This is a genomic window from Lactococcus sp. dk101 (assembly GCF_009601055.1).
GTDB lineage: Bacteria > Bacillota > Bacilli > Lactobacillales > Streptococcaceae > Lactococcus.
Genome location: NZ_WITI01000010.1, coordinates 50,408 through 69,561 on the forward strand (window position 1 = coordinate 50,408; position 19,154 = coordinate 69,561).

The window sequence follows — 19,154 nt, forward strand, 5'->3', positions numbered from 1 at the left end:
AATATTCAGACATTGTAAATGATATAAAAATCCTTTGTTTGCAAGTGATTTTTTTTACTAACAAAGGAGAGTACAAGCAAATAAAAAGACCGGCTGTCTTTACAACCGGTCTTTTATGAAATCACCGGCATAGATACTTGAGCGTACTCAAAAGTTGTATCTATACCACTGTATGACACAACTTTTATCTATGATGATGATGATGAATTGTAGTAAAAGTTGTTTGATACATTGTGATTCCTCCTTGAATTTTTTATTTTTTATAATTATAGCTTATTTAAAAACATTATGCAAGAAAAAACCTTGAAAAAATAGAATAAAAATTCATAAATCAGACTTTTTGTGTTAAAATGTGCTTATGGAAACGAAAAACAATAAAAATATCCTCCTCATTGTTGGAGGTGTGATTCTTGTCATCATCGTAGCTGTCTTGATTTATTTTGCAAATAAACCTTCTCATTCAAGCACAACAGATACAAGTTCATCTAGCACAAGCACAAGTGTCAGCTCTAGCACTGCCGGTGAAGGCACTGATATTGCAGGCACTCAAACCACACAAGCGAAACTTGACAAAGTGAGCTTGCCACAGCTATCAACGACGGTATCTTCTGACGAAGCCGAAGTTCAACTTGAAACAACAGCAGGCAATATCAACATCAAGCTTTTCCCTAAACTTGCACCAAATGCTGTTGAAAATTTCTTAGCCCTTGCTAAAGAAGGTTATTATAAAGATAATGAATTCTTCCGCGTCATCAATGACTTCATGATTCAAGCTGGTGATCCTTCAAATAAAGGAACAGGCAGCAAAGTTGTCAGCTCTGTCAATGGCGGAAAATCATTTGATACTGAAATTTCTGACCAACTTTACAATATTCGCGGTGCGCTTTCACTTGCCAATACAGGTGCAGCAAGCTCAAGTAGTTCACAATTCTTTATCGTTCAAGGCAGCCAAGATATGTCAAGTCAACTGACCAATTATCTTCGTCCAGCAAAAATTGCTGATGCCTACAAAAAAGGCGGCTACCCAAGTCTTGACGGTTCATACACAGTCTTTGGACAAGTCATTTCAGGTATGGACATCGTCGATAAGATTGCCTCTGCAAAAGTAACAGCAAATTCAAGCGGTGAAGAATCATCACCTGTTTCACCAGTCAAAATTACAAACGTTAAAATCGTTAAAGATTGGAAATTCTAACAATAAATAAACCTCTGTCAGCTCTGACAGGGTTTATTTTTTTAATCCAAATCAATTCCATTGGACTGAATGACTTTTTTGTACCAATAAAAAGAATCTTTGCGTGATCGTTCCAAACTTCCGTTTCCATCATCGTCTAAATCAACATAAATGAAGCCATAACGTTTGCTCATTTCGCCCGTTGATGCACTGACCAAATCAATACAGCCCCAAGGCGTATAGCCCATCAAGTCAACGCCATCTTCGATTGCCTCAGCCATTGCTTTAATGTGTTCACGTAAATAATCAATTCGATAGCTATCTTTGATTTGACCACCGTCAAATTGATCAATAGCGCCAAGCCCATTTTCAACGATGAAGACTGGTTTTTGATATCGATTATAAAGATCATTTAAAGCAATTCGTAAGCCTTCAGGGTCAATTTGCCAGCCCCAATCACTTGCCTTCAAAAATGGATTACGCACACCGCCCAATAAATTTCCTGCTACTTCATCTAAATCATCTGACGTGACATTTATCGCTGATGACATATAGTAGCTAAAACCAACGTAATCTACTGGGTAAGCCTTCAATAAAGCCAGATCCTCTTCAGTAATGTCTAAGGCATTAAATGAAGTCCCATGACTACTCAACATGCGTTCAGTGTATGCAGGATATTGGCCACGCACCTGAACATCTGCACAATAATAATTAAATTCTTGATTTTGAATCATGGTTGCAGCTTGATTGATTGGATCAGCGTCAATACTATAAGTCGTTGCATAGATAATCATACAGCCGATTTTTAATTCCGAATCCAATTCGTGAGCAATTTTCACTGCTTTACTGCTTGCTACAAATTGATTATGCCAGGCTTGTGCAATATTTTTAAAATCATTCGCTCCATTGCTTTTAACCAAGCCTTGACTCAATGCAGGAAAATGAAAGGCCGAATTGATTTCATTAAATGTCATCCAATACTTAACTTTCTTATAAAATCGAGTCAAAAGAACCGAAGCATAATTCTCATAAAATTGAATGAGTTGTCGATTTTTCCACCCACCATATTCATCTGCTAAAACCAAGGGCATTTCATAATGAGAAATCGTAATGACTGGTTCAATCTGATAGGCTAAACAAGTGTCAATCAGTTTTTCGTAAAAGGCGAGCCCAGCTTCATTGGGAAGTTTTTCATCTCCTCTTGGAAAAATGCGTGACCAAGCAACTGAGAAACGGTAGCACTTGAAGCCCATTTCAGCAAATAATTTAATGTCTTCTTCAAAGTGATCATAGTGTTCAATCCCACGATGATTAGGGTAATGATAGTGTTCATTATCTAATTTCCATTCAAAGTCATCGCTAGCTAGAACGCCCATTCTTTGTTTACCTCCGGGCATCACATCTGCGACTGATAAGCCTTTTTTGTCTCTGTCATAGCCACCTTCGAGTTGGTTGGCTGCTGTGGCACCTCCCCACAAAAATCCTTTTGGAAATACTGTCATCTGCTTCTCCTTTTTATACTAGTTAACCTCTAAAAGTGCTAACTTTTAGTAGATTACTACGCTGTCCATAAAACATTTGTCCTTTATTAGTAAAGAGCTAAAGCTCAACGATAAAGGTATAAACCATTTGTCCTTTATCTGTATTGAACTAAAGTTCAAACAATAAAGGCATTGGCTGTAAATATACTGCCTTGCGTGGTACGCAAGAAGTGGTTTGCGTACCACGCAAACTTTAACTTCTAAATGGTATTTTTAGAAGTTAAACAGTATTAAACTTTTTTCATTTTAAATTATTGTTATCTCAAAATCGTCATAAGATAATCACCGGCATTCACTTCATGCTCGCCAGTAGGTAAGGTATCTTCACATTCGCTTGTTACAACGATAGGTGTTACGGTTGAAAAACCTTTTTGTTTGATAAACTCAAGGTCAACCATCATCAATTTCTGCCCTGCAACAACTTCATCGCCCTCATTTACGAGCGCTGTGAAGCCTTCTCCTTCTAATTGAACTGTATCCATACCAATATGAATGAGAATTTCTGTTCCATTTTCCGTCAGCATACCGATGGCATGTTTCGTTGGAAATACAAATTGAATGATACCATTTGTTGGCGCCAATAATTCTCCTGACGCTGGTTCAATCGCAATTCCTTTGCCAAACGTTCCTGATGCAAAGACAGGATCTGGCGTTTCGCTAAGTGGTAAAAGCTTTCCAGCAAATGGTGATGCAATGATTTCTTTGATGTTAAGCTTTTCAGCTGGTGTCGTTACACTTTCATGAACCTGAAGGGGTGTATTTTCTTCTGCCATGGCTTCTGTTTCATAAAGTTTAGGAATTTTGACAAACATGGTCAAAGCAAAGCCAAGAACAAAGGCAAGAACTGTTGCAAAAATACCAACATACAGATTTCCCAATCCTGATTTTGCAGTGAAAAGACTCAAAAATCCGAAAATTCCAAGCCCGCCCATGACATAAACCTTAAACTGAAGGAAGCCTGCAATACCTGATGCAATACCTGCAGCAATACAACTCATGATAAATGGCGTTTTCATGGGCAAGGTCACACCATAAATACTTGGTTCAGTCACACCAAACAAGCCCGAGATAAAAGCTGGAATAGAAATTTGTTTAACTTTTGATTCTTTTGTCCGGATCATGACTGCCAACAAGGCACCGATTTGTGCAAAACTAGGCGTAAATGCGGCTGCAATAATCGGATCATGACCAAGTGTCATAATATTGTTGATTGCGATTGGAATTAAGCCCCAATGAAGGCCGAACATAACGAGTACTTGCCAGAACCCACCGATTAAGGCACCTGCGAGCCAAGGCGCAAAATGTTGGATGGAAATCAAACCATTTCCAACACCAGTCGCTGCCCATGTCATTACAGGGCCAATAATCAAAATCGAGACAGGAACGGCAATCAAAATCGTACCGAATGGAACAATAAATAATTTAATAACATCTGGCACAACCCGTTTCAACCAGTGTTCAATCTTAGACGCAAAGTAAACCGCGATGATAATTGGAACAACTGTTGAATAATAAGACTGAATAATCACAGGAATGCCGAAAAATGTATAGTAGATTGGGCTAGCAAACATGGTTCCAGAAAAGAGGGTGTAGAGAGGATGTCCCGTTGTTGGATTGATAAGAGAAGGATAAAGCATCGCTCCTGCAATCGCCATTGCCGTAAATTTATTGATGTTGAATTTTTTTGCTGCAGTATAAGCCAAGAAAAATGGCAAAAATTGGAAAAGTCCATCTCCAGCAGCTTGGATTAAAAGATAGGTTCCTGATGTCGTTGCAAAGCCAGACGCTGCAAGCAAGGCGGCTAATCCTTTTAACATCCCTGCTGCAGCCAGTGGGCCTAAGATAGGTTGGAACAAACCAGACATCAACTGAATAAAGCGATTGAACAAACTTCCTTTCGGTGCTTCGTTAACCGTTTCTGTTGTCGTTGCACCTGCTAAGTTTCCAACCCGATTGACTGCGTCAAAGACATCTGGAACTTCATTGCCAATCACGACTTGATACTGTCCGCCAGACTTGACGACCGTTACCACACCTTCGCGTTGTTTCAAATAGTTATCATCAGCAAGTCCTTCGTCTTTAAGACGGAAGCGTAACCGTGTAATACAATGAACGAGGTCAATTACATTTTCTCGTCCGCCAACATGGTCAAGGATATCCTTAGCCAGTGCATCATAATTCTTTGCCATTTTTTTCTCCTTTTTTGGCTTATACTAGTTAACCTCTAAACGACTTTTAAGTCGGTTAGTAGATTAACTGCAGATATACTGCCTTGCGCTAGTGCAAGAAGTGGTTTGCGTTTTGCTCTTGCGACTTTAGTCGCTAAGCAAACCGACAAATGTTTTGTGCGTAAAACGCAAACTTTGCGACTGCGACTAACGAACTTGTTCGTTTAGCGAGCATCGACAGCGAAGCAACTTCTATGTTTTTTAGAAGTTAAACAGTATTAATTTTCAAATTCAAAGACCAACCGTTGAATATGTAGCGTTAGATAAGCAATTTCATCTGTATCTAACTTATAGCCACGTTGTTGATCAAGATAAGTAACGATTTTATCCACACATCGACTTGCTTCCGGATACTTATTTTTAACCTGCTCGTAGAGAAAAGGATCCATCATTTTAACTGTTCCATCTCCTGAGATGAGGCGTTGTCCCAAATAATGTAAGTGCGTAATCACCCGCTGAAAGCTCAGTGCATTTTCGTCAAAGCTGACATGATAATGAACTCTTACAATTTTTAGAATGTCATCAATGATATGTGTGATTTCATAAGTGTTCCGATAAATTCCATTTTCTTGTCTTGCGTTCACAAAATGCAAGGCAAGGGCCGCTGCCTCATCCTCATCTAAATCGAGCTGCAAATGTTCATTTATAAGCAAGATGTACTTTTTACTCAGATTAAATTCTTCTGGATAAAATTTACGAACTTCCCAGACTAGAGGATTTTTAATTTTCAAACCTTCTCTTGCACGTTCAAGAGCAAAGTGAATATGGTCAGCGAGTGACACATACAAACTTAAAAAATAAGTTTGATTAAATTTTTCTTCTGCCTCTTTTATCAAACTTGCCACCAAGTCGATTTCTTCTGGCGGAAGTTGTTCATAAATATCAAGCAAAGAATCACGCATGCTTTTTCGCTGAAAGGCAAACTCTTTCTCAATTTCATTTTCATCAACAGAATCGCCAGCTTTTTTCTTAAACCCGATTCCTTTTCCCATCACGAATTTTTCTTCTTCATTCGATGTGACCAATAAGGCATTATTATTAAATACCTTGACAATTTGCATTGTTGCTCCTTTCTTGGACAAAAGAAAAGACCGAAACAAAAGCATACCTTAGCAATCCATTGCTAGAGCATTCGTTCATTTCGGTCTCGCCAGCTTCACCCGTCACAATCCTTATTTTGACTCCATTATACCATCATTTTTATTTTTTGCAAGCGCAAACATATGTTTTTTAAAAAAAACCTCTGTCAGCTCTGACAGGGGTTTATTTTTTTAATAATTGTTTCATATCTTCTGGCATATCCAGCTCAATATCTACCATTTTATCTGTAAAAGGGTGTAAAAATTGCAAGTGATGACAATGAAGTGCTTGTCGGCTCATGACCTCGTGATTGCCACCATACAAGTCATCGCCGATCAACGGAAATCCCAAATGTGAGAAATGCACCCGAATTTGATGTGTGCGCCCCGTATGGAGTTCAATGTCAAGCAGAGCATAATCATTTTGCTCATCAATACGCACAAAACTTGTACTTGCAGATTTACTGCCCTCATCAAATCGGACTTGGCGTTGGATAATCGAGCCATCGAAGCGACCAATCCGTAAATCAATCTGACCATTGGCTGGCAATGGCTGTCCGGCCTGCCGTAAATTTTCACTGACCGCTTCTTTTTCAAATTCTGTCAGCTCTGACAAAACCTGTTTTGCGTCAACAATGGCAAAATACCGTTTTTGCAGGCTTTCACGATATTTAGACCCCATGTTCATCAAGGCATGTGCATAGCGATGTTTAGCAAAAAACATCAAGCCACTGGTATCACGGTCAAGTCGCGTGATAATATGCACTGCTTGATTGGCATAGGCCTGCCTTGTGATGTAGCCTTTAACTGCATTGGACATGGCACCGTTTGGATGTACCGCACCTGTAATGGATGGCATTCCAGCCGGCTTATTCACCACTAAATAATGGTCATCTTCAAAGACAATCTCCAATGGTAAATTTTCTGGAAGCAAAAACTCATTGTCTGGCTCATCTGGAACGACGATTGTTACAATATCGCCTACGGCAAGTCGAAAAATGGCATTTTGCTCACTGCCATTGACTAAAATCTGTCCACCATCAAACTTGATATTTGAGAGCAAGCGTTTTGAAACGCCATGTCTCTTGAGCAAGCCTTTGACCATACTACGGTCAATTTCATTTGTAAAAGAAAACTGCACGACTACTCCACTTCTCCAATAAATGATGTTTTAACCCGCTCCCAGAAAGGCGTATGGGCACAGTTAGCAAAAGCAATCGTGGCACCGTCCATACTATATTCAATTGATTTAATATTTTTGTACTCGAACGTAAGTTGGTCAAAGGTCAAGCTATAATCATCTTCACGCGCAGGGATAACCGTAATCACATCTTTTTTAGCGACAATCATCGGTGAACCAAGCGTTCGATAAACACGGTTATTCAAACTTGCAATCTCAGCAATTTGCATGGCTTCAACTCGTGGGTGCATTACAGCTCCGCCGATTGATTTATTATAAGCCGTCGATCCAGTCGGTGTCGAAATAGACAAACCGTCGCCACGAAAGCGTTCAAAGAGATAATCAGAGATTTTAACATCGCCAAGCATGGTTTTGCTGGCACGTCTAATGGTTGATTCATTCAGCACATGACGCACAATCTGATAACCATCGTCAAAGTTAACTTGAACTTTAACCAATGGATAATGAACGGCTTCACGGAAATTTTCATTTTGAAGTGCTTCAACCACTTCAAACAATTCATCATCCGTAAAATCAGTATAAAAGCCCAAGTGGCCCGTATGCACGCCTAAAAAGCGTACCTTATCCAATTGATATTCGTACATGTGCATGGCACGAAGCAATGTTCCGTCACCACCAACTGAGACAACAATTTCTGGATTGATGTCATCAAAAATAAAATGTTCTGCCCGAAGAAGTTTTTTTAGCGCATTGACCGTTTTAGTGGATTTCTCACTCGGATTGCCAATTAGCCAGATTTTCTTACCAAAATTCATCTTCTTCTCCATTTTCTTTCTTAAAATTAGCCCTTGCCTGTGGCCCGTCAAACAGGAGCTGAGCGTCTTGAATTTCATCACGAATCAAAGACATCTCCGCGTCTAAAGAAGCCGCTTCGCGTGCCGCATTCGTCAATCGATTTTTGACATCTTCTGGAATCAAGCCACCGTATTTATAATTCAAACTGTGTTCTATTGTTGCCCAAAAGTTCATGGCCAAAGTACGAATTTGAATTTCAGCATTGATGATTTTATAACCATCGATGGTGTCAATCGGATATTGAATGATGACGTGGTACGAACGATAACCAGAAATTTTCTGATTATTGATATAATCACGTTCTTCAATAATTTTGAAGTCATTTCGTTTATGCAAAAGCTCTAAAACTTCCCAGATATCTTCGACAAACTGAACCATGACCCGAATGCCTGCAATATCTTCCATTTCGGATAAATTATCACGTGTATAGCCACGTTTGCGTGCCTTTTTCTTTATCGAATCACGACGTTTTACTCGCCCTGTCACAAATTCAATTGGCGAGTATGTTCCCTTTTTTAAGTATTGTTTACGCACACCGCGTAATTTGATTTTCAACTCGCCTACGGTTTGTACGTAAGGGTCAAGAAATTCTTCCCAGTCAAAGCTCATTGTTTCGCCCAAAATGGCAACTTGCCAATTCTTCCTTTTTTTTGATACAATAGATTTAATTTATAAGGACATTTTTAATCCTTTGACTTCAAAAGATTAAATTTGCCCACATGTATAATTTTACCATATCTGAAAGGAAAGATGTTTTATTTTTATAAAAATCTTGTAAAAACAAAAATTCATCAAATAAATAAATGAGTACAAACTTGGAAATTGAGTATAAGTCGCTCTTGAGCATGGCTGAATATGACCAGCTCAAACGACTTTTTACCCACATCACTTCTGTTCGCCAAACCAATCATTATCTGGACACACCTGATTTCAAACTCCGCAAAAAAAAGCTTGCATTGAGAATTAGAACGTTCGATCGAAGTGCCGAAATGACCCTCAAAGTGCCACAAGAAGTTGGTAATATTGAGTATAACATTGCCTTATCGCTTGAAGAAGCCCAATATCTTTTGGGCGAAAAGAAAATGACTTGCGGTCAAACGGATTTATCTGAAATCTTTTCACTTTTGCTTGAACGCGACATTGACCTTGATGAAATCACAGTCATCGGGAGTTTGACTACCATTCGTTATGAGCAAAGATTGGCGATTGGGCTGTGTGCCTTGGACAAAAATGATTATCTCGGACATACCGACTTTGAGTTGGAACTTGAAGTCGATGACAATGAACAAGGCAAACAAGACTTTTTCGAGTTTTTGGAAAAAAATCATTTGGAATATCGCTTTTCCAAATCAAAAGTTGTCCGTTTTTTGGATTGCTTGCGTCATTTGAAAAAATAGAAGACCCTAGTGGTCTTTTTTTGTATATGATTATGAGTTTTTCAGCTATTTTGATATGATGAACGGTGTGATAAAATTTCCTGAAAAAATCAAATACGTTTCCTGTATTTGATTGACATCTGCCAAACGAAGAAAAAAATATTTTATTTTTCGTTCGTGCAGTATCGAAATATAGAAAGCGAAGCGTCCGTTCTAATGCTTGAAATTCATCTTTATTTTACGCCAGTGCTAAATCATTTGGAGGCATGCGATGGTCATGATTGGTATTTACATCCTGTAGTCAACTTGAATGTGGCCAAAACTTATCGGGATCAAGCAAATTTCCCTAAAACAGTTGAGTATCTCAATGCCAGTTACGATCGACTCGAAAAAATCGCATTGGATTATTTAACCATCAATTTGCATGGCAGAAAATATGGGCGTCAATTTTTGTTTTTATTACAAGAAAAACTTGAACATTCCACGATTTTAAATTATAACAATCTCATTCGCCAGCACATTTTAGTGGAACTTGGGCTAACAACGGCTGAGTTTAAAATCTTCCGCACATACAGCAAGCAACGTTTGACAGAATGTCTCCGTGAGTTTTATAAACATCGGTTCACCGAAACACCTGCCAGTATTATTTTGACCGCGACAGAAGAATTACAAATCGCTTCTTGTCAGTTGTCAGAGCTGACAGAATTTATCCAAGAAATTGAAAAAACTGCCTAAGCGCAGTTTTTTATAATCCCATTTCTTCTTTAACTTCAAGATTGGTTTTTGCAAATGCTTCGGAAAAATTCAAGTCAAGTTCTTTCATGTGTCCTCTGCTTACTTTTTTTACGAATTTCAAAGCATTGAGTTGTTCAATTTTCTCTTCAACTTCGGCTTCATTCACATAAATTAAAGAAAAATGTCCCTTTTGACTGACGTATCCCCCATCACCATAGCGTCCGAGCTGACGGCCACTTTTGAATGACGAACAGTAAACATATAAAGGAACGCGACCAATAACGTCTAAAGGACGAATGGTTTGCGGTTTGATCATTTCCTTATCTTCGATGATGTCTGTCATGTTGACTTCCTCCTTTCAATGGTAAATTTTCATCAATATAAATATTTTCTGAAATCGTGTCAGCAATAACTTTTGTCAGTGCTGACAGAACTTCTTGTAAGTCGTTTTCGGCTAATTTCAAAGCATAGACTTTGTCATTTATGATTATTTCTTTTTGTAATTGTTTTAATTCTGGTCGATAAGCAATAAAATCCGCATTGTCAGCAATAACAGCGATTTTTTTTTGCAATTCCGCGTCCGCTTCAAACACTGCTCTTGTTTTCAAATAGCTTTTTGTCTCTGGACGTTCCATGAATTCAACCACTAGTTCATCAATTAAATCATCTATTTCCAGTAATTTTTCATCAATGATTAACATAAAATCATTATATCAAAAAGTAAATCGTTTAACAATTTATTCTAGCAGTGGACACATATGAACAACAAGACTTCAGAAAACTTTCCTTCTTTCCATTTTTATAGCTGAAAAATGACTTAATTCTTGTATGTTGAGACAAAAAGTAATAAAATAGAATACATATTTTGTAATTGTACAAAAAATTAACTATTATTATATCAAAATCAAGGAGTTCCACATGAAAAATGGAGAAATAGAAGCCCCGCAAAAAATGGGCTTAAAAAATCGGCACATTCAGCTCATCGCTATCGCCGGAACTATCGGTACAGGTTTATTTTTAGGCGCTGGTAAGACCATTGAGATGACGGGTCCATCGATTGTTTTTTCTTACATTATTGTCGGAATTGCCATGTTTGTCTTTCTGCGAACAATCGGTGAGCTACTTTACAAAGACCCGACGCAACACAGCTTTCTCAATTTTACAACCAAATATGTCGGCAACCGAACAGGTTATTTTGTCCAATGGACTTACTGGCTAGTTCTCGTTTTTGTTTGTATATCAGAGCTGACAGCTATCGGTACATATGTCCAATTTTGGCTGCCTAACGTTCCATTATGGCTCATTGAAATCATTGCTTTAGTTTTACTGTTTGGATTGAATACACTCAATGCACGATTTTTCGGAGAAACAGAATTTTGGTTCGCCATTATCAAAGTGGCTGCCATTGTCGGAATGATTGGTACTGCAATTTTTCTTTTATTTGGCCATTTCGAATACTCTTCTGTTATCCAAGGGCAAACCTATGAGGGTTCTGTCAGTTTGTCAAACATCACCAATAATTTCAGTTTCTTTCCTAAAGGTATCATGAATTGGGTGAGCGCCTTGCAAATGGTCATGTTTGCCTTTACTTCGATGGAATTCATCGGAATGACTGCCGCTGAAACTGAAAATCCACGCAAAACCATTCCCAAAGCCATCAATCAAATCCCCATTCGTATTCTCATCTTTTATGTCGGCGCCCTCCTTGCCATTATGACCATTTTCACTTGGACACATATTCCAGCTGACAAATCGCCATTTGTCATGGTTTTCCAACTTATCGGCATCAAATGGGCTGCTGCCTTAATCAATTTTGTAGTCTTGACTTCTGCTGGTTCTGCCTTGAACAGCTCTCTCTTTTCAGCAACTAGAAATATGTATTCACTGGCCAAACAACATGACCGTGGTAAGCTGACAGCACTGACAAAACTTTCAAGAAATGGCATTCCATTGAATGCTCTCTATCTGGTCGGCGCCCTCTCACTTTTTGCTCCAGTTTTGACCCTCATCCCACAAATTCAAAATGCTTTTGATTTTGCCGCATCATGTACAACCAATTTATTCTTAATTGTTTATTTCATTCATTTGTACACATTCTACAAATACCGTCAATCAAGCGATTTTGACCCTGAAGGTTTCTTGACACCAAAAGCAAAAATTACTGTTCCCTTTGTTGTTGTCATCTTCTCAATCGTCTTTATTTCCTTATTCTTCCATACAGACACGCGTTTCCCTGCACTTGGTGCTTTGGTTTGGACAGTTATTTTCGGAATTTATTCACGTTTTAGAAAATCTTGAGTCAGATAGAGCCTCACTACGCGTGAGGTTTTATTGTTCGTTTGAATTTTTAGAATATTATCAATAATTTCTTTCTTCAAAGTTAAAAATTACAGAAAAAAGGTGTATAATAGTTAAATCATGAAAAATAATGAAAATAATGCGCAACGTGGCTTGAAAAACAGGCACGTGCAACTGATTGCGATTGCTGGAACAATCGGAACGGGACTATTTCTGGGTGCAGGTAAGTCAATCAGCCTCACGGGTCCATCGATCTTACTTGTTTATCTCATCATCGGTGCTTTGATGTTTGTTCTTCTTAGAACCATTGGAGAAATGCTTTATGTTGATCCAGAACAACATTCCTTTTTAAATTTTGTTAGTCGTTATCTGGGCGATAAAGCAGGTTATTTTGTCTCTTGGACTTATTGGCTGGTCGTTATCTTTATGGCGATGGCAGAACTGACAGCCATCGGCTCCTACATTCATTTTTGGTTGCCAAACTTTCCAATTTGGTTGGCTGAAATCCTTGTTTTGGCATTGCTGACAGGCCTCAACACACTAAATTCACGCTTTTTTGGCGAAACGGAATTCTGGTTTGGAATGATTAAGATTGTAGCCATTGTCGGCTTGATTTTGACCGCCATTATCCTTGTTTTCAGCAACTTCAAATCAAGTGCTGGAACGGTTGGCCTGCATAATATCACACAAAACTTCGAGTTTTTCCCTCATGGACTATCCAAATTCTTTGAAAGTTTCCAAATGGTCATGTTTGCCTTTGTCGCCATGGAATTCATCGGCATGACGGCTGCAGAAACTGAAAATCCACGTCCAACTCTGAAAAAAGCCATCAATCAAATTCCTTTACGGATCATTCTCTTTTACATCGGTGCTTTAGTTGCCATCATGTGCATTTACCGTTGGCAAGATATTCCTGCTGACCAGTCACCATTTGTCATGATTTTCCAGCTCATTGGGATTAAATGGGCCGCCACCCTCATCAACTTTGTTGTCTTGACTTCTGCGGCTTCTGCTTTGAATTCTGCTCTCTTTTCAACAACACGCAATTTATATGCCCTCTCAAAACTCAACGGCGACAAAATTTTGACGCCATTCACTAAAATTTCAAGAAACGGAATTCCAGTCAATGCCCTCTTGTTTACAGCCTTGCTTATTTTCTTGACTCCATTTATCTCCATGATTCCAGGTGTCGCAAATGGCTTTGTATTCATCACTAGCGTTGCCACAAACCTATTCTTGATTGTTTATATCATCTCACTCTTGACTTACCTTAAATTCCGCAAATCAGCCGAATTTGACCCCAATGGTTTTGTGACACCTTACGCAAAATTTTTCGTCCCACTTACCATTTTAGCTTTCGGTTTAATTTTCGTCTCCCTCTTTTTCTTCAGTGACACGCTGATTCCTGCGATTGGTTCACTCATTTGGATTATCGTCTTTGGTCTCATCGCTAAATTTAGACAACCAAAAACTCCTGCTTAACCAGGAGTTTTATTTTTTTTATTCTAAATCAAGTTCGATTTCTTCCGTTGTAGCTGGATCAATTTCAACTGCCGCGTTTTCTTTTTCAGCTTTGCTTGCTTTTGCTGTCTTTTTTGATTTTGATTTTTCATCAACGCTTTCAGCTTCTGCTTCATCATCTTTGATCAAGCCGTGTGAAATACGGATTTTCCTATCAATTTCGTCAAAAACTTCTGGGTGTTCTGCAAGATAAGCTTTGGCTTTTTCAGCACCTTGACCAATTTTTTCATCATTGTATGCAAACCATGAACCTGATTTTTTAACAAGTCCTTCGTCAACTGCAATATTCAATAATTCGCCAGTTTTTGAAATTCCTTCACCAAACATGATGTCCACAAGTGCCACTTTAAATGGTGGAGCTACCTTGTTTTTAACAACTTTAATTTTGGTAATCTTACCAAGAGCAACCTTGTTGTCTCCTGTTCCTTCTTCAATCTTCGTTGATCCACGAACATCGAGACGAACGGAAGCATAAAACTTCAGTGCACGTCCACCAGGAGTTGTTTCAGGTGATCCAAACATAACCCCAACTTTTTCACGCAATTGGTTGATGAAAATGGCTGTCGTTTTTGTCTTGTTAATGTGACCAGCCAATTTACGCATGGCTTGTGACATCATACGGGCTTGAAGTCCAACTGAGCTATCTCCAATTTCACCGTCAATTTCGGCTTTTGGTACTAAAGCAGCAACTGAGTCAATGACAACAAGGTCAACAGCACCAGATTGAATCAATTTTTCAGCAATTTGAAGGCCTTGTTCACCATAGTCCGGTTGGCTCAGCAAAAGTTCATCAATATTGACCCCAAGTGCTTTTGCATATTCTGGGTCAAGTGCATTTTCAGCATCGATATAGGCCGCAATGCCGCCTTCTTTTTGGACAGCAGCAACTGCGTGCAAAGCAACAGTCGTTTTACCTGAGCTTTCTGGGCCATAGATTTCTACGATACGTCCTTTAGGATACCCACCTGCACCCAACGCAATATCAAGTGCCAATGAACCTGAGCTCATGACTTGTACTTTTTGATTTGCTGCTTCACCAAGACGCATCAATGAACCTTTCCCAAAGTCCTTTTCAATCAAAGCAAGGGCATCAGCTAAGGCTTTATCACGTTCTGCACCATATTTTTTGGTAATGTCATCAAAATTTGTTTTTTTCTTCGTCGCCAAATTATTTCTCCGTTATTTTTATTGATAATCAATTATAGCATTTTTCTATAATTTTGGTAAGTCTTTTTACTTTTTTATTTCCTATTTTTTAATACGAAATTAAATTTATTTTGTAACTGCTAAAAAAATCATTTATTTTTTTAGTTTTTGACAGTTGGGACAAAAATGCGTGCCACGTCCCGCTACCTTTATTTTTTCAAGCATTGTTGCACAGTTAGGACATGGCGTATTTTGCTTGCCATAGACTTTTAATTCTGCCTGCATCTGCCCTGCTTTGCCAAAAGAATTTGTATAAGTCCGAATACTAGACCCACCCAATTTTATCGCTTTTTGCAAGATTTCAATGATGGCATCATGTAAAAGATGCACTTGTGGCTTTGTCAGTGCTGACGCAATCGACTCTGGATGAATTTTCGCTTGAAACAGCACTTCGTCCACATAAATATTACCAAGACCAGCAACTAAGCTTTGTTCCAATAAATAAGGTTTAATCTTTTTAGACGATTTTTTCAACTTTTCAGCAAAGAGTTGCTCATCAAACGCTTCTTCGGTGGGTTCAGGGCCAATTTTTTTTGCTAAAAAATACGAATGCAACTTGTCAGCAGGAATCAGCTCCCAAGTCCCAAACTTACGAACATCTGCATAAACCAGTTGTTGCTTGTCAAAACGGACAAAAATATGGTCATGTTTCAATGGCTCCGTCCCAAGCTCTTCAAGCCGGTACTTGCCTTCCATTCGCAGATGAGAAATCAACCGATATGCTGTATCAAACTCAAAAATCAGATATTTCCCACGCCTAGAAACACCTGTTATCACATGATTGACAAGTTTTTCACGTAAGTCGTCATAGCCCGTCAAAATCATACGCTGATAGGTCGAATCAATCGCGAGGATTTTTTGACCAATAATTTGCTCTGATAAGCCTCGTCTGACCGTTTCAACTTCTGGTAATTCTGGCATTTTGCACTCTTTTCTACAATATAAAAATCTGTCAGTGCTGACAAAAATGTTGTTCACATTAATCAGCCCTGACAGATTTATTTTAACATATTTTTGGAAATTTATTTTCCAGATTCACCGTAATTTGAAAGAACACGGGCAGATGGGTCATTGACTTCTTCGCCAACCCAAGCCTTATTTGGCATCCAGAAATCTTTAATCCAGCCGTCATAGCCTGGGTAAAATTCTTCAAAGATATCACGATACATGAGCGATTCTTTCGTGAATGGCGTATGTGTTGGATATTTTTCGGGTGCATTTGCCAAGTCTTCATCTGAGTAAAGTTCTTCAGCATGAGCTTTCAAATAATCTACCATTGAATGCCCAACAGCATCTGAAAAGGCAGCTTTTTCACGGAACAAAATCTCATCTGGCAACAATTCAGTACCTTCAAAGGCATGACGAAGCAAGTATTTTCCTTTGTTGTAAGTGTTCAATTTACGTTGTGGATTGATTGACATAACGTATTTGGCAAAGTCCAAATCAGCAAATGGCACGCGTGCTTCAAGTGAATTTGCTGCAAGACAACGGTCAGCACGCAAAACATCATACATATAAAGTTCGCGAACACGTTTCGCTGCTTCAGCCTGGAATTCAGCTGCATTTGGAGCAAAATCAGTATATTTATAACCAAACATTTCGTCAGAAACTTCACCAGTCATCAAAACTTTCAATTCTGTGTTTTCATGAATGTATTTACAAATCATGTACATTCCGATTGAGGCACGAATGGTCGTAATATCCCAAGTTTCAAGATGATAGATGACTTCACGCAAATTTCCTAAAACATCATCTTTTGTCATGATGACTTCTGTATGTTCAGATTTGAGGAAATCCGCCACTTCTTTGGCATATTTCAAATCAATAGGGTCAGTTTCCATACCGATTGCGAAAGTTTTGAGCGGTTGTTCCAACTCACGAGCAGCAATTGCACAAACAAGTGAACTATCTAACCCACCTGACAAAAGATAACCGATTGGTGCATCTGCGTGCAAACGTTTTTTAACCGCACGTTCCAATTTACGACGGATATGTCCTGAAATTTCAGCAAGTGGTTCTTCAACCATAATGTCCACTCTTGAAATGTCGTTGTACAAATGGAATTGACCATGTGCATAATAATGTCCTGGAGGAAATGGCGTAACATCACGACAGTTTTTAATCAATGCTTTTGCTTCTGAAGCAAAACAGATTTTACCGTTAGTTTTAGTATAGCCATAGAAGAGCGGACGAATACCAAATGGATCACGTGCTGCATAAACTTCGCCAGTTGCTTCTTCGACCAAAATCAAAGCAAATTCAGCATCAAGCATTTTGACCATGTTTTCAATGCCTTGACTTTCAAAAAGTGGCAACAAAACTTCACAGTCTGAATTTCCAGTAAATTGATAACCTTGCGTTTCAAGGAATTTGCGGAGTTGAGCAAAATTGTAAACTTCACCATTACACATCAAGCGATTGCCATGAAGCTCAAAGGGTTGACGCCCCAAGACAGACAAGTCCATGATTGACAAGCGTTGGAAGCAAAAATCATTGCCGAGTGCATCACGCACAACTTGTGCATCATCAGGTCCTCGGTGCTGAATTGTCTCCAAACTTTTTACGATTTCGTCGTCAGCAACATCTGCTGCTCCCATAAATAAAAAACCACACATTTAATAATAACCTTCTTTAAAATTGTTTTAATTTTCATATTATAGCACAAAAGATTACGATTTACTTGAATTTAGGTGCAAAATTCTGTCAATTCTCTAATTATTCATTTTATTCGACATACTGTTGTTTATTCATCATTTTTTATAGCCAAAAAGCCTTGTCAAACAAGGCTTTTTCTTAATTACATATAATCTTCTTTTTTGTATCCAAAGTCAGCTAAATCCATCTTACGATCACGCCAATCATTTTTTACTTTGACCCAAGTTTCCAAGTAAACTTTGTCGCCCAACATGATTTCAATGTCACGACGTGCCATTTTACCAATTTTACGGATCATGTCGCCACCTTTTCCAAGAATAATTCCTTTTTGGCTCTTGCGTTCAACAATAATCGTTGCCATGATATGAATTTTGCCCGTGTCTTCTTCACGTTCCATCTTGTCAGTGATGACAGCAATGCTATGTGGCACTTCTTCGCGTGTCAGCAACAAGATTTTTTCACGAATCATTTCTGACACCAAAAAACGTTCTGGGTGGTCAGTGATTTGATCTTCAGGGAAATATTGTGGGCCAGGAGAAAGCTTGTCAGATAAGGTTTCAAGCAGGGTTGGCGTATTATTTCCAACCAAAGCAGAAATCGGCACAACTTCAGAAAATTCCATCTGAGAAGTATAATCAGTGATAATTTCAAACAAACGGTCTGGGTGGATTTTATCAATCTTATTGACCACTAAAATCACAGGCACTTCTGCCGTTTTCAAGCGTTCAATAATCATATTTTCTCCAGTTGAACGTGGTTCATCCGCAGCCACCATGAAAAGAACGGCATCAGCTTCACGCAAAGTTGAATAAGCAGATTGAACCATAAAATCACCCAAAGCATTGTGTGGTTTGTGAATTCCTGGTGTATCAATGAAAATAATTTGTTCATTTTCAGTGGTATAAATCCCCTGAATTTTATTTCTCGTTGTTTGAGGTTTGTCAGACATGATGGCAATTTTTTGCCCCATGACATGATTCATAAATGTTGATTTTCCAACATTTGGACGACCCAAAATCGCCACAAAACCTGATTTAAATTGTGTATTTGTCATAAAGTCATTATACCATATTTTAAGACCGATACGTGCCTATTTTTTTATGATAATTGCATTTGGACTAATGTCAAATAATTAGACATAAAATGAGCTATGTTTTCTTAAAATAATTTTCTTCCTTCTGATTTGGAGTTAACCCATTGTTGGCAGAATGAGGATTGTAATTGTTATAAAATTGTTCGATATATTCAAAACAAGATAACTGAACCTCTTGAATTGAATGATACGTTCTTCGATTAATTTCTCGCTGTTTAAGATATTTGAAAAAGACCTCGGTCACGGCATTAT

The 19,154-nt window shown here is 38.5% G+C and carries 17 protein-coding genes and 1 pseudogene; 5 read left to right on the top strand and 13 right to left on the bottom strand.

The window, feature by feature from the left end; all coding sequences use genetic code 11:
• The first annotated feature begins 358 nt into the window (after positions 1-358).
• Positions 359-1,195 carry a peptidylprolyl isomerase gene (locus GHI45_RS08130; protein WP_147780244.1) on the top strand — a complete coding sequence of 279 codons (837 nt, stop codon included), beginning with the start codon at positions 359-361 and terminating at the stop codon, positions 1,193-1,195.
• 41 nt (positions 1,196-1,236) lie between these two features.
• Here GHI45_RS08130 and GHI45_RS08135 read toward each other — a convergent pair whose 3' ends face one another.
• The 6 genes from GHI45_RS08135 to GHI45_RS08160 all read right to left on the bottom strand — a co-directional run bounded on the left by GHI45_RS08135 (position 1,237) and on the right by GHI45_RS08160 (position 8,627).
• Positions 1,237-2,676, bottom strand: a complete 1,440-nt coding sequence (locus tag GHI45_RS08135; RefSeq protein ID WP_147780245.1) for a glycoside hydrolase family 1 protein — start codon at positions 2,674-2,676, stop codon at positions 1,237-1,239.
• A gap of 296 nt (positions 2,677-2,972) precedes the next feature.
• Positions 2,973-4,904 (bottom strand): beta-glucoside-specific PTS transporter subunit IIABC, encoded by a 1,932-nt coding sequence (locus GHI45_RS08140; protein ID WP_147780246.1) that lies wholly within the window; start codon positions 4,902-4,904, stop codon positions 2,973-2,975.
• Between the two features lie 257 nt (positions 4,905-5,161).
• Positions 5,162-6,004, bottom strand: coding sequence for a BglG family transcription antiterminator LicT (gene licT, locus GHI45_RS08145; RefSeq protein WP_187230103.1), 843 nt, complete (start codon positions 6,002-6,004; stop codon positions 5,162-5,164).
• 202 nt (positions 6,005-6,206) lie between these two features.
• Positions 6,207-7,163 carry an RluA family pseudouridine synthase gene (locus GHI45_RS08150; protein WP_147780248.1) on the bottom strand — a complete coding sequence of 319 codons (957 nt, stop codon included), beginning with the start codon at positions 7,161-7,163 and terminating at the stop codon, positions 6,207-6,209.
• A 2-nt stretch (positions 7,164-7,165) separates the two neighbouring features.
• Positions 7,166-7,978: an NAD kinase gene (locus GHI45_RS08155; RefSeq protein ID WP_147780249.1), complete on the bottom strand. Its 813-nt coding sequence runs from the start codon at positions 7,976-7,978 to the stop codon at positions 7,166-7,168.
• A complete protein-coding gene (locus tag GHI45_RS08160; RefSeq protein ID WP_147780265.1) occupies positions 7,965-8,627 on the bottom strand; it encodes a GTP pyrophosphokinase family protein in 663 nt (220 codons plus the stop codon). Before GHI45_RS08160 ends, GHI45_RS08155 begins: the two co-directional genes overlap by 14 nt.
• 194 nt (positions 8,628-8,821) lie before the next feature.
• On the opposite strand from GHI45_RS08160, the gene GHI45_RS08165 reads away from it, so the two are divergent.
• Both GHI45_RS08165 and GHI45_RS08170 read left to right on the top strand, forming a co-directional pair.
• Entirely contained in the window at positions 8,822-9,415 is a 594-nt protein-coding gene (locus tag GHI45_RS08165; protein ID WP_147780250.1) for a CYTH domain-containing protein, read from the top strand.
• Between the two features lie 195 nt (positions 9,416-9,610).
• Complete coding sequence (locus tag GHI45_RS08170; protein ID WP_147780251.1) at positions 9,611-10,129, top strand: dithiol-disulfide isomerase; 519 nt, start codon at positions 9,611-9,613, stop codon at positions 10,127-10,129.
• A 10-nt stretch (positions 10,130-10,139) separates the two neighbouring features.
• On the opposite strand, the gene GHI45_RS08175 is transcribed toward GHI45_RS08170, so the two are convergent.
• Positions 10,140-10,472, bottom strand: a complete 333-nt coding sequence (locus GHI45_RS08175) for a YlbG family protein (protein WP_147780252.1) — start codon at positions 10,470-10,472, stop codon at positions 10,140-10,142.
• Positions 10,450-10,830, bottom strand: a complete 381-nt coding sequence (locus tag GHI45_RS08180) for a YlbF family regulator (RefSeq protein ID WP_147780253.1) — start codon at positions 10,828-10,830, stop codon at positions 10,450-10,452. The genes GHI45_RS08175 and GHI45_RS08180 overlap by 23 nt, the downstream gene beginning before the upstream one ends.
• Positions 10,831-11,047: 217 nt before the next feature.
• On the opposite strand from GHI45_RS08180, the gene GHI45_RS08185 reads away from it, so the two are divergent.
• Both GHI45_RS08185 and GHI45_RS08190 read left to right on the top strand, forming a co-directional pair.
• The gene (locus tag GHI45_RS08185) at positions 11,048-12,427 is read left to right on the top strand and encodes an amino acid permease (protein WP_147780254.1); all 1,380 of its coding nucleotides are present in this window, start codon (positions 11,048-11,050) and stop codon (positions 12,425-12,427) included.
• Positions 12,428-12,547: 120 nt separating this feature from the next.
• On the top strand, positions 12,548-13,909 hold the full coding sequence (locus GHI45_RS08190) for an amino acid permease (RefSeq protein WP_147780255.1): 1,362 nt from the start codon (positions 12,548-12,550) through the stop codon (positions 13,907-13,909).
• Between the two features lie 18 nt (positions 13,910-13,927).
• On the opposite strand, the gene recA is transcribed toward GHI45_RS08190, so the two are convergent.
• The 5 genes and pseudogenes from recA to GHI45_RS08215 all read right to left on the bottom strand — a co-directional run.
• On the bottom strand, positions 13,928-15,115 hold the full coding sequence (gene recA / locus GHI45_RS08195; RefSeq protein WP_147780256.1) for a recombinase RecA: 1,188 nt from the start codon (positions 15,113-15,115) through the stop codon (positions 13,928-13,930).
• A 132-nt stretch (positions 15,116-15,247) separates the two neighbouring features.
• On the bottom strand, positions 15,248-16,075 hold the full coding sequence (gene mutM, locus GHI45_RS08200) for a DNA-formamidopyrimidine glycosylase (RefSeq protein WP_147780257.1): 828 nt from the start codon (positions 16,073-16,075) through the stop codon (positions 15,248-15,250).
• Positions 16,076-16,176: 101 nt separating this feature from the next.
• Positions 16,177-17,769, bottom strand: coding sequence for an asparagine synthase B (gene asnB / locus GHI45_RS08205; RefSeq protein ID WP_147780258.1), 1,593 nt, complete (start codon positions 17,767-17,769; stop codon positions 16,177-16,179).
• 182 nt (positions 17,770-17,951) lie between these two features.
• Entirely contained in the window at positions 17,952-18,863 is a 912-nt protein-coding gene (gene era / locus GHI45_RS08210; RefSeq protein ID WP_147780259.1) for a GTPase Era, read from the bottom strand.
• A gap of 78 nt (positions 18,864-18,941) precedes the next feature.
• Positions 18,942-19,154: pseudogene (locus tag GHI45_RS08215) on the bottom strand (IS3 family transposase); the annotation flags it as partial.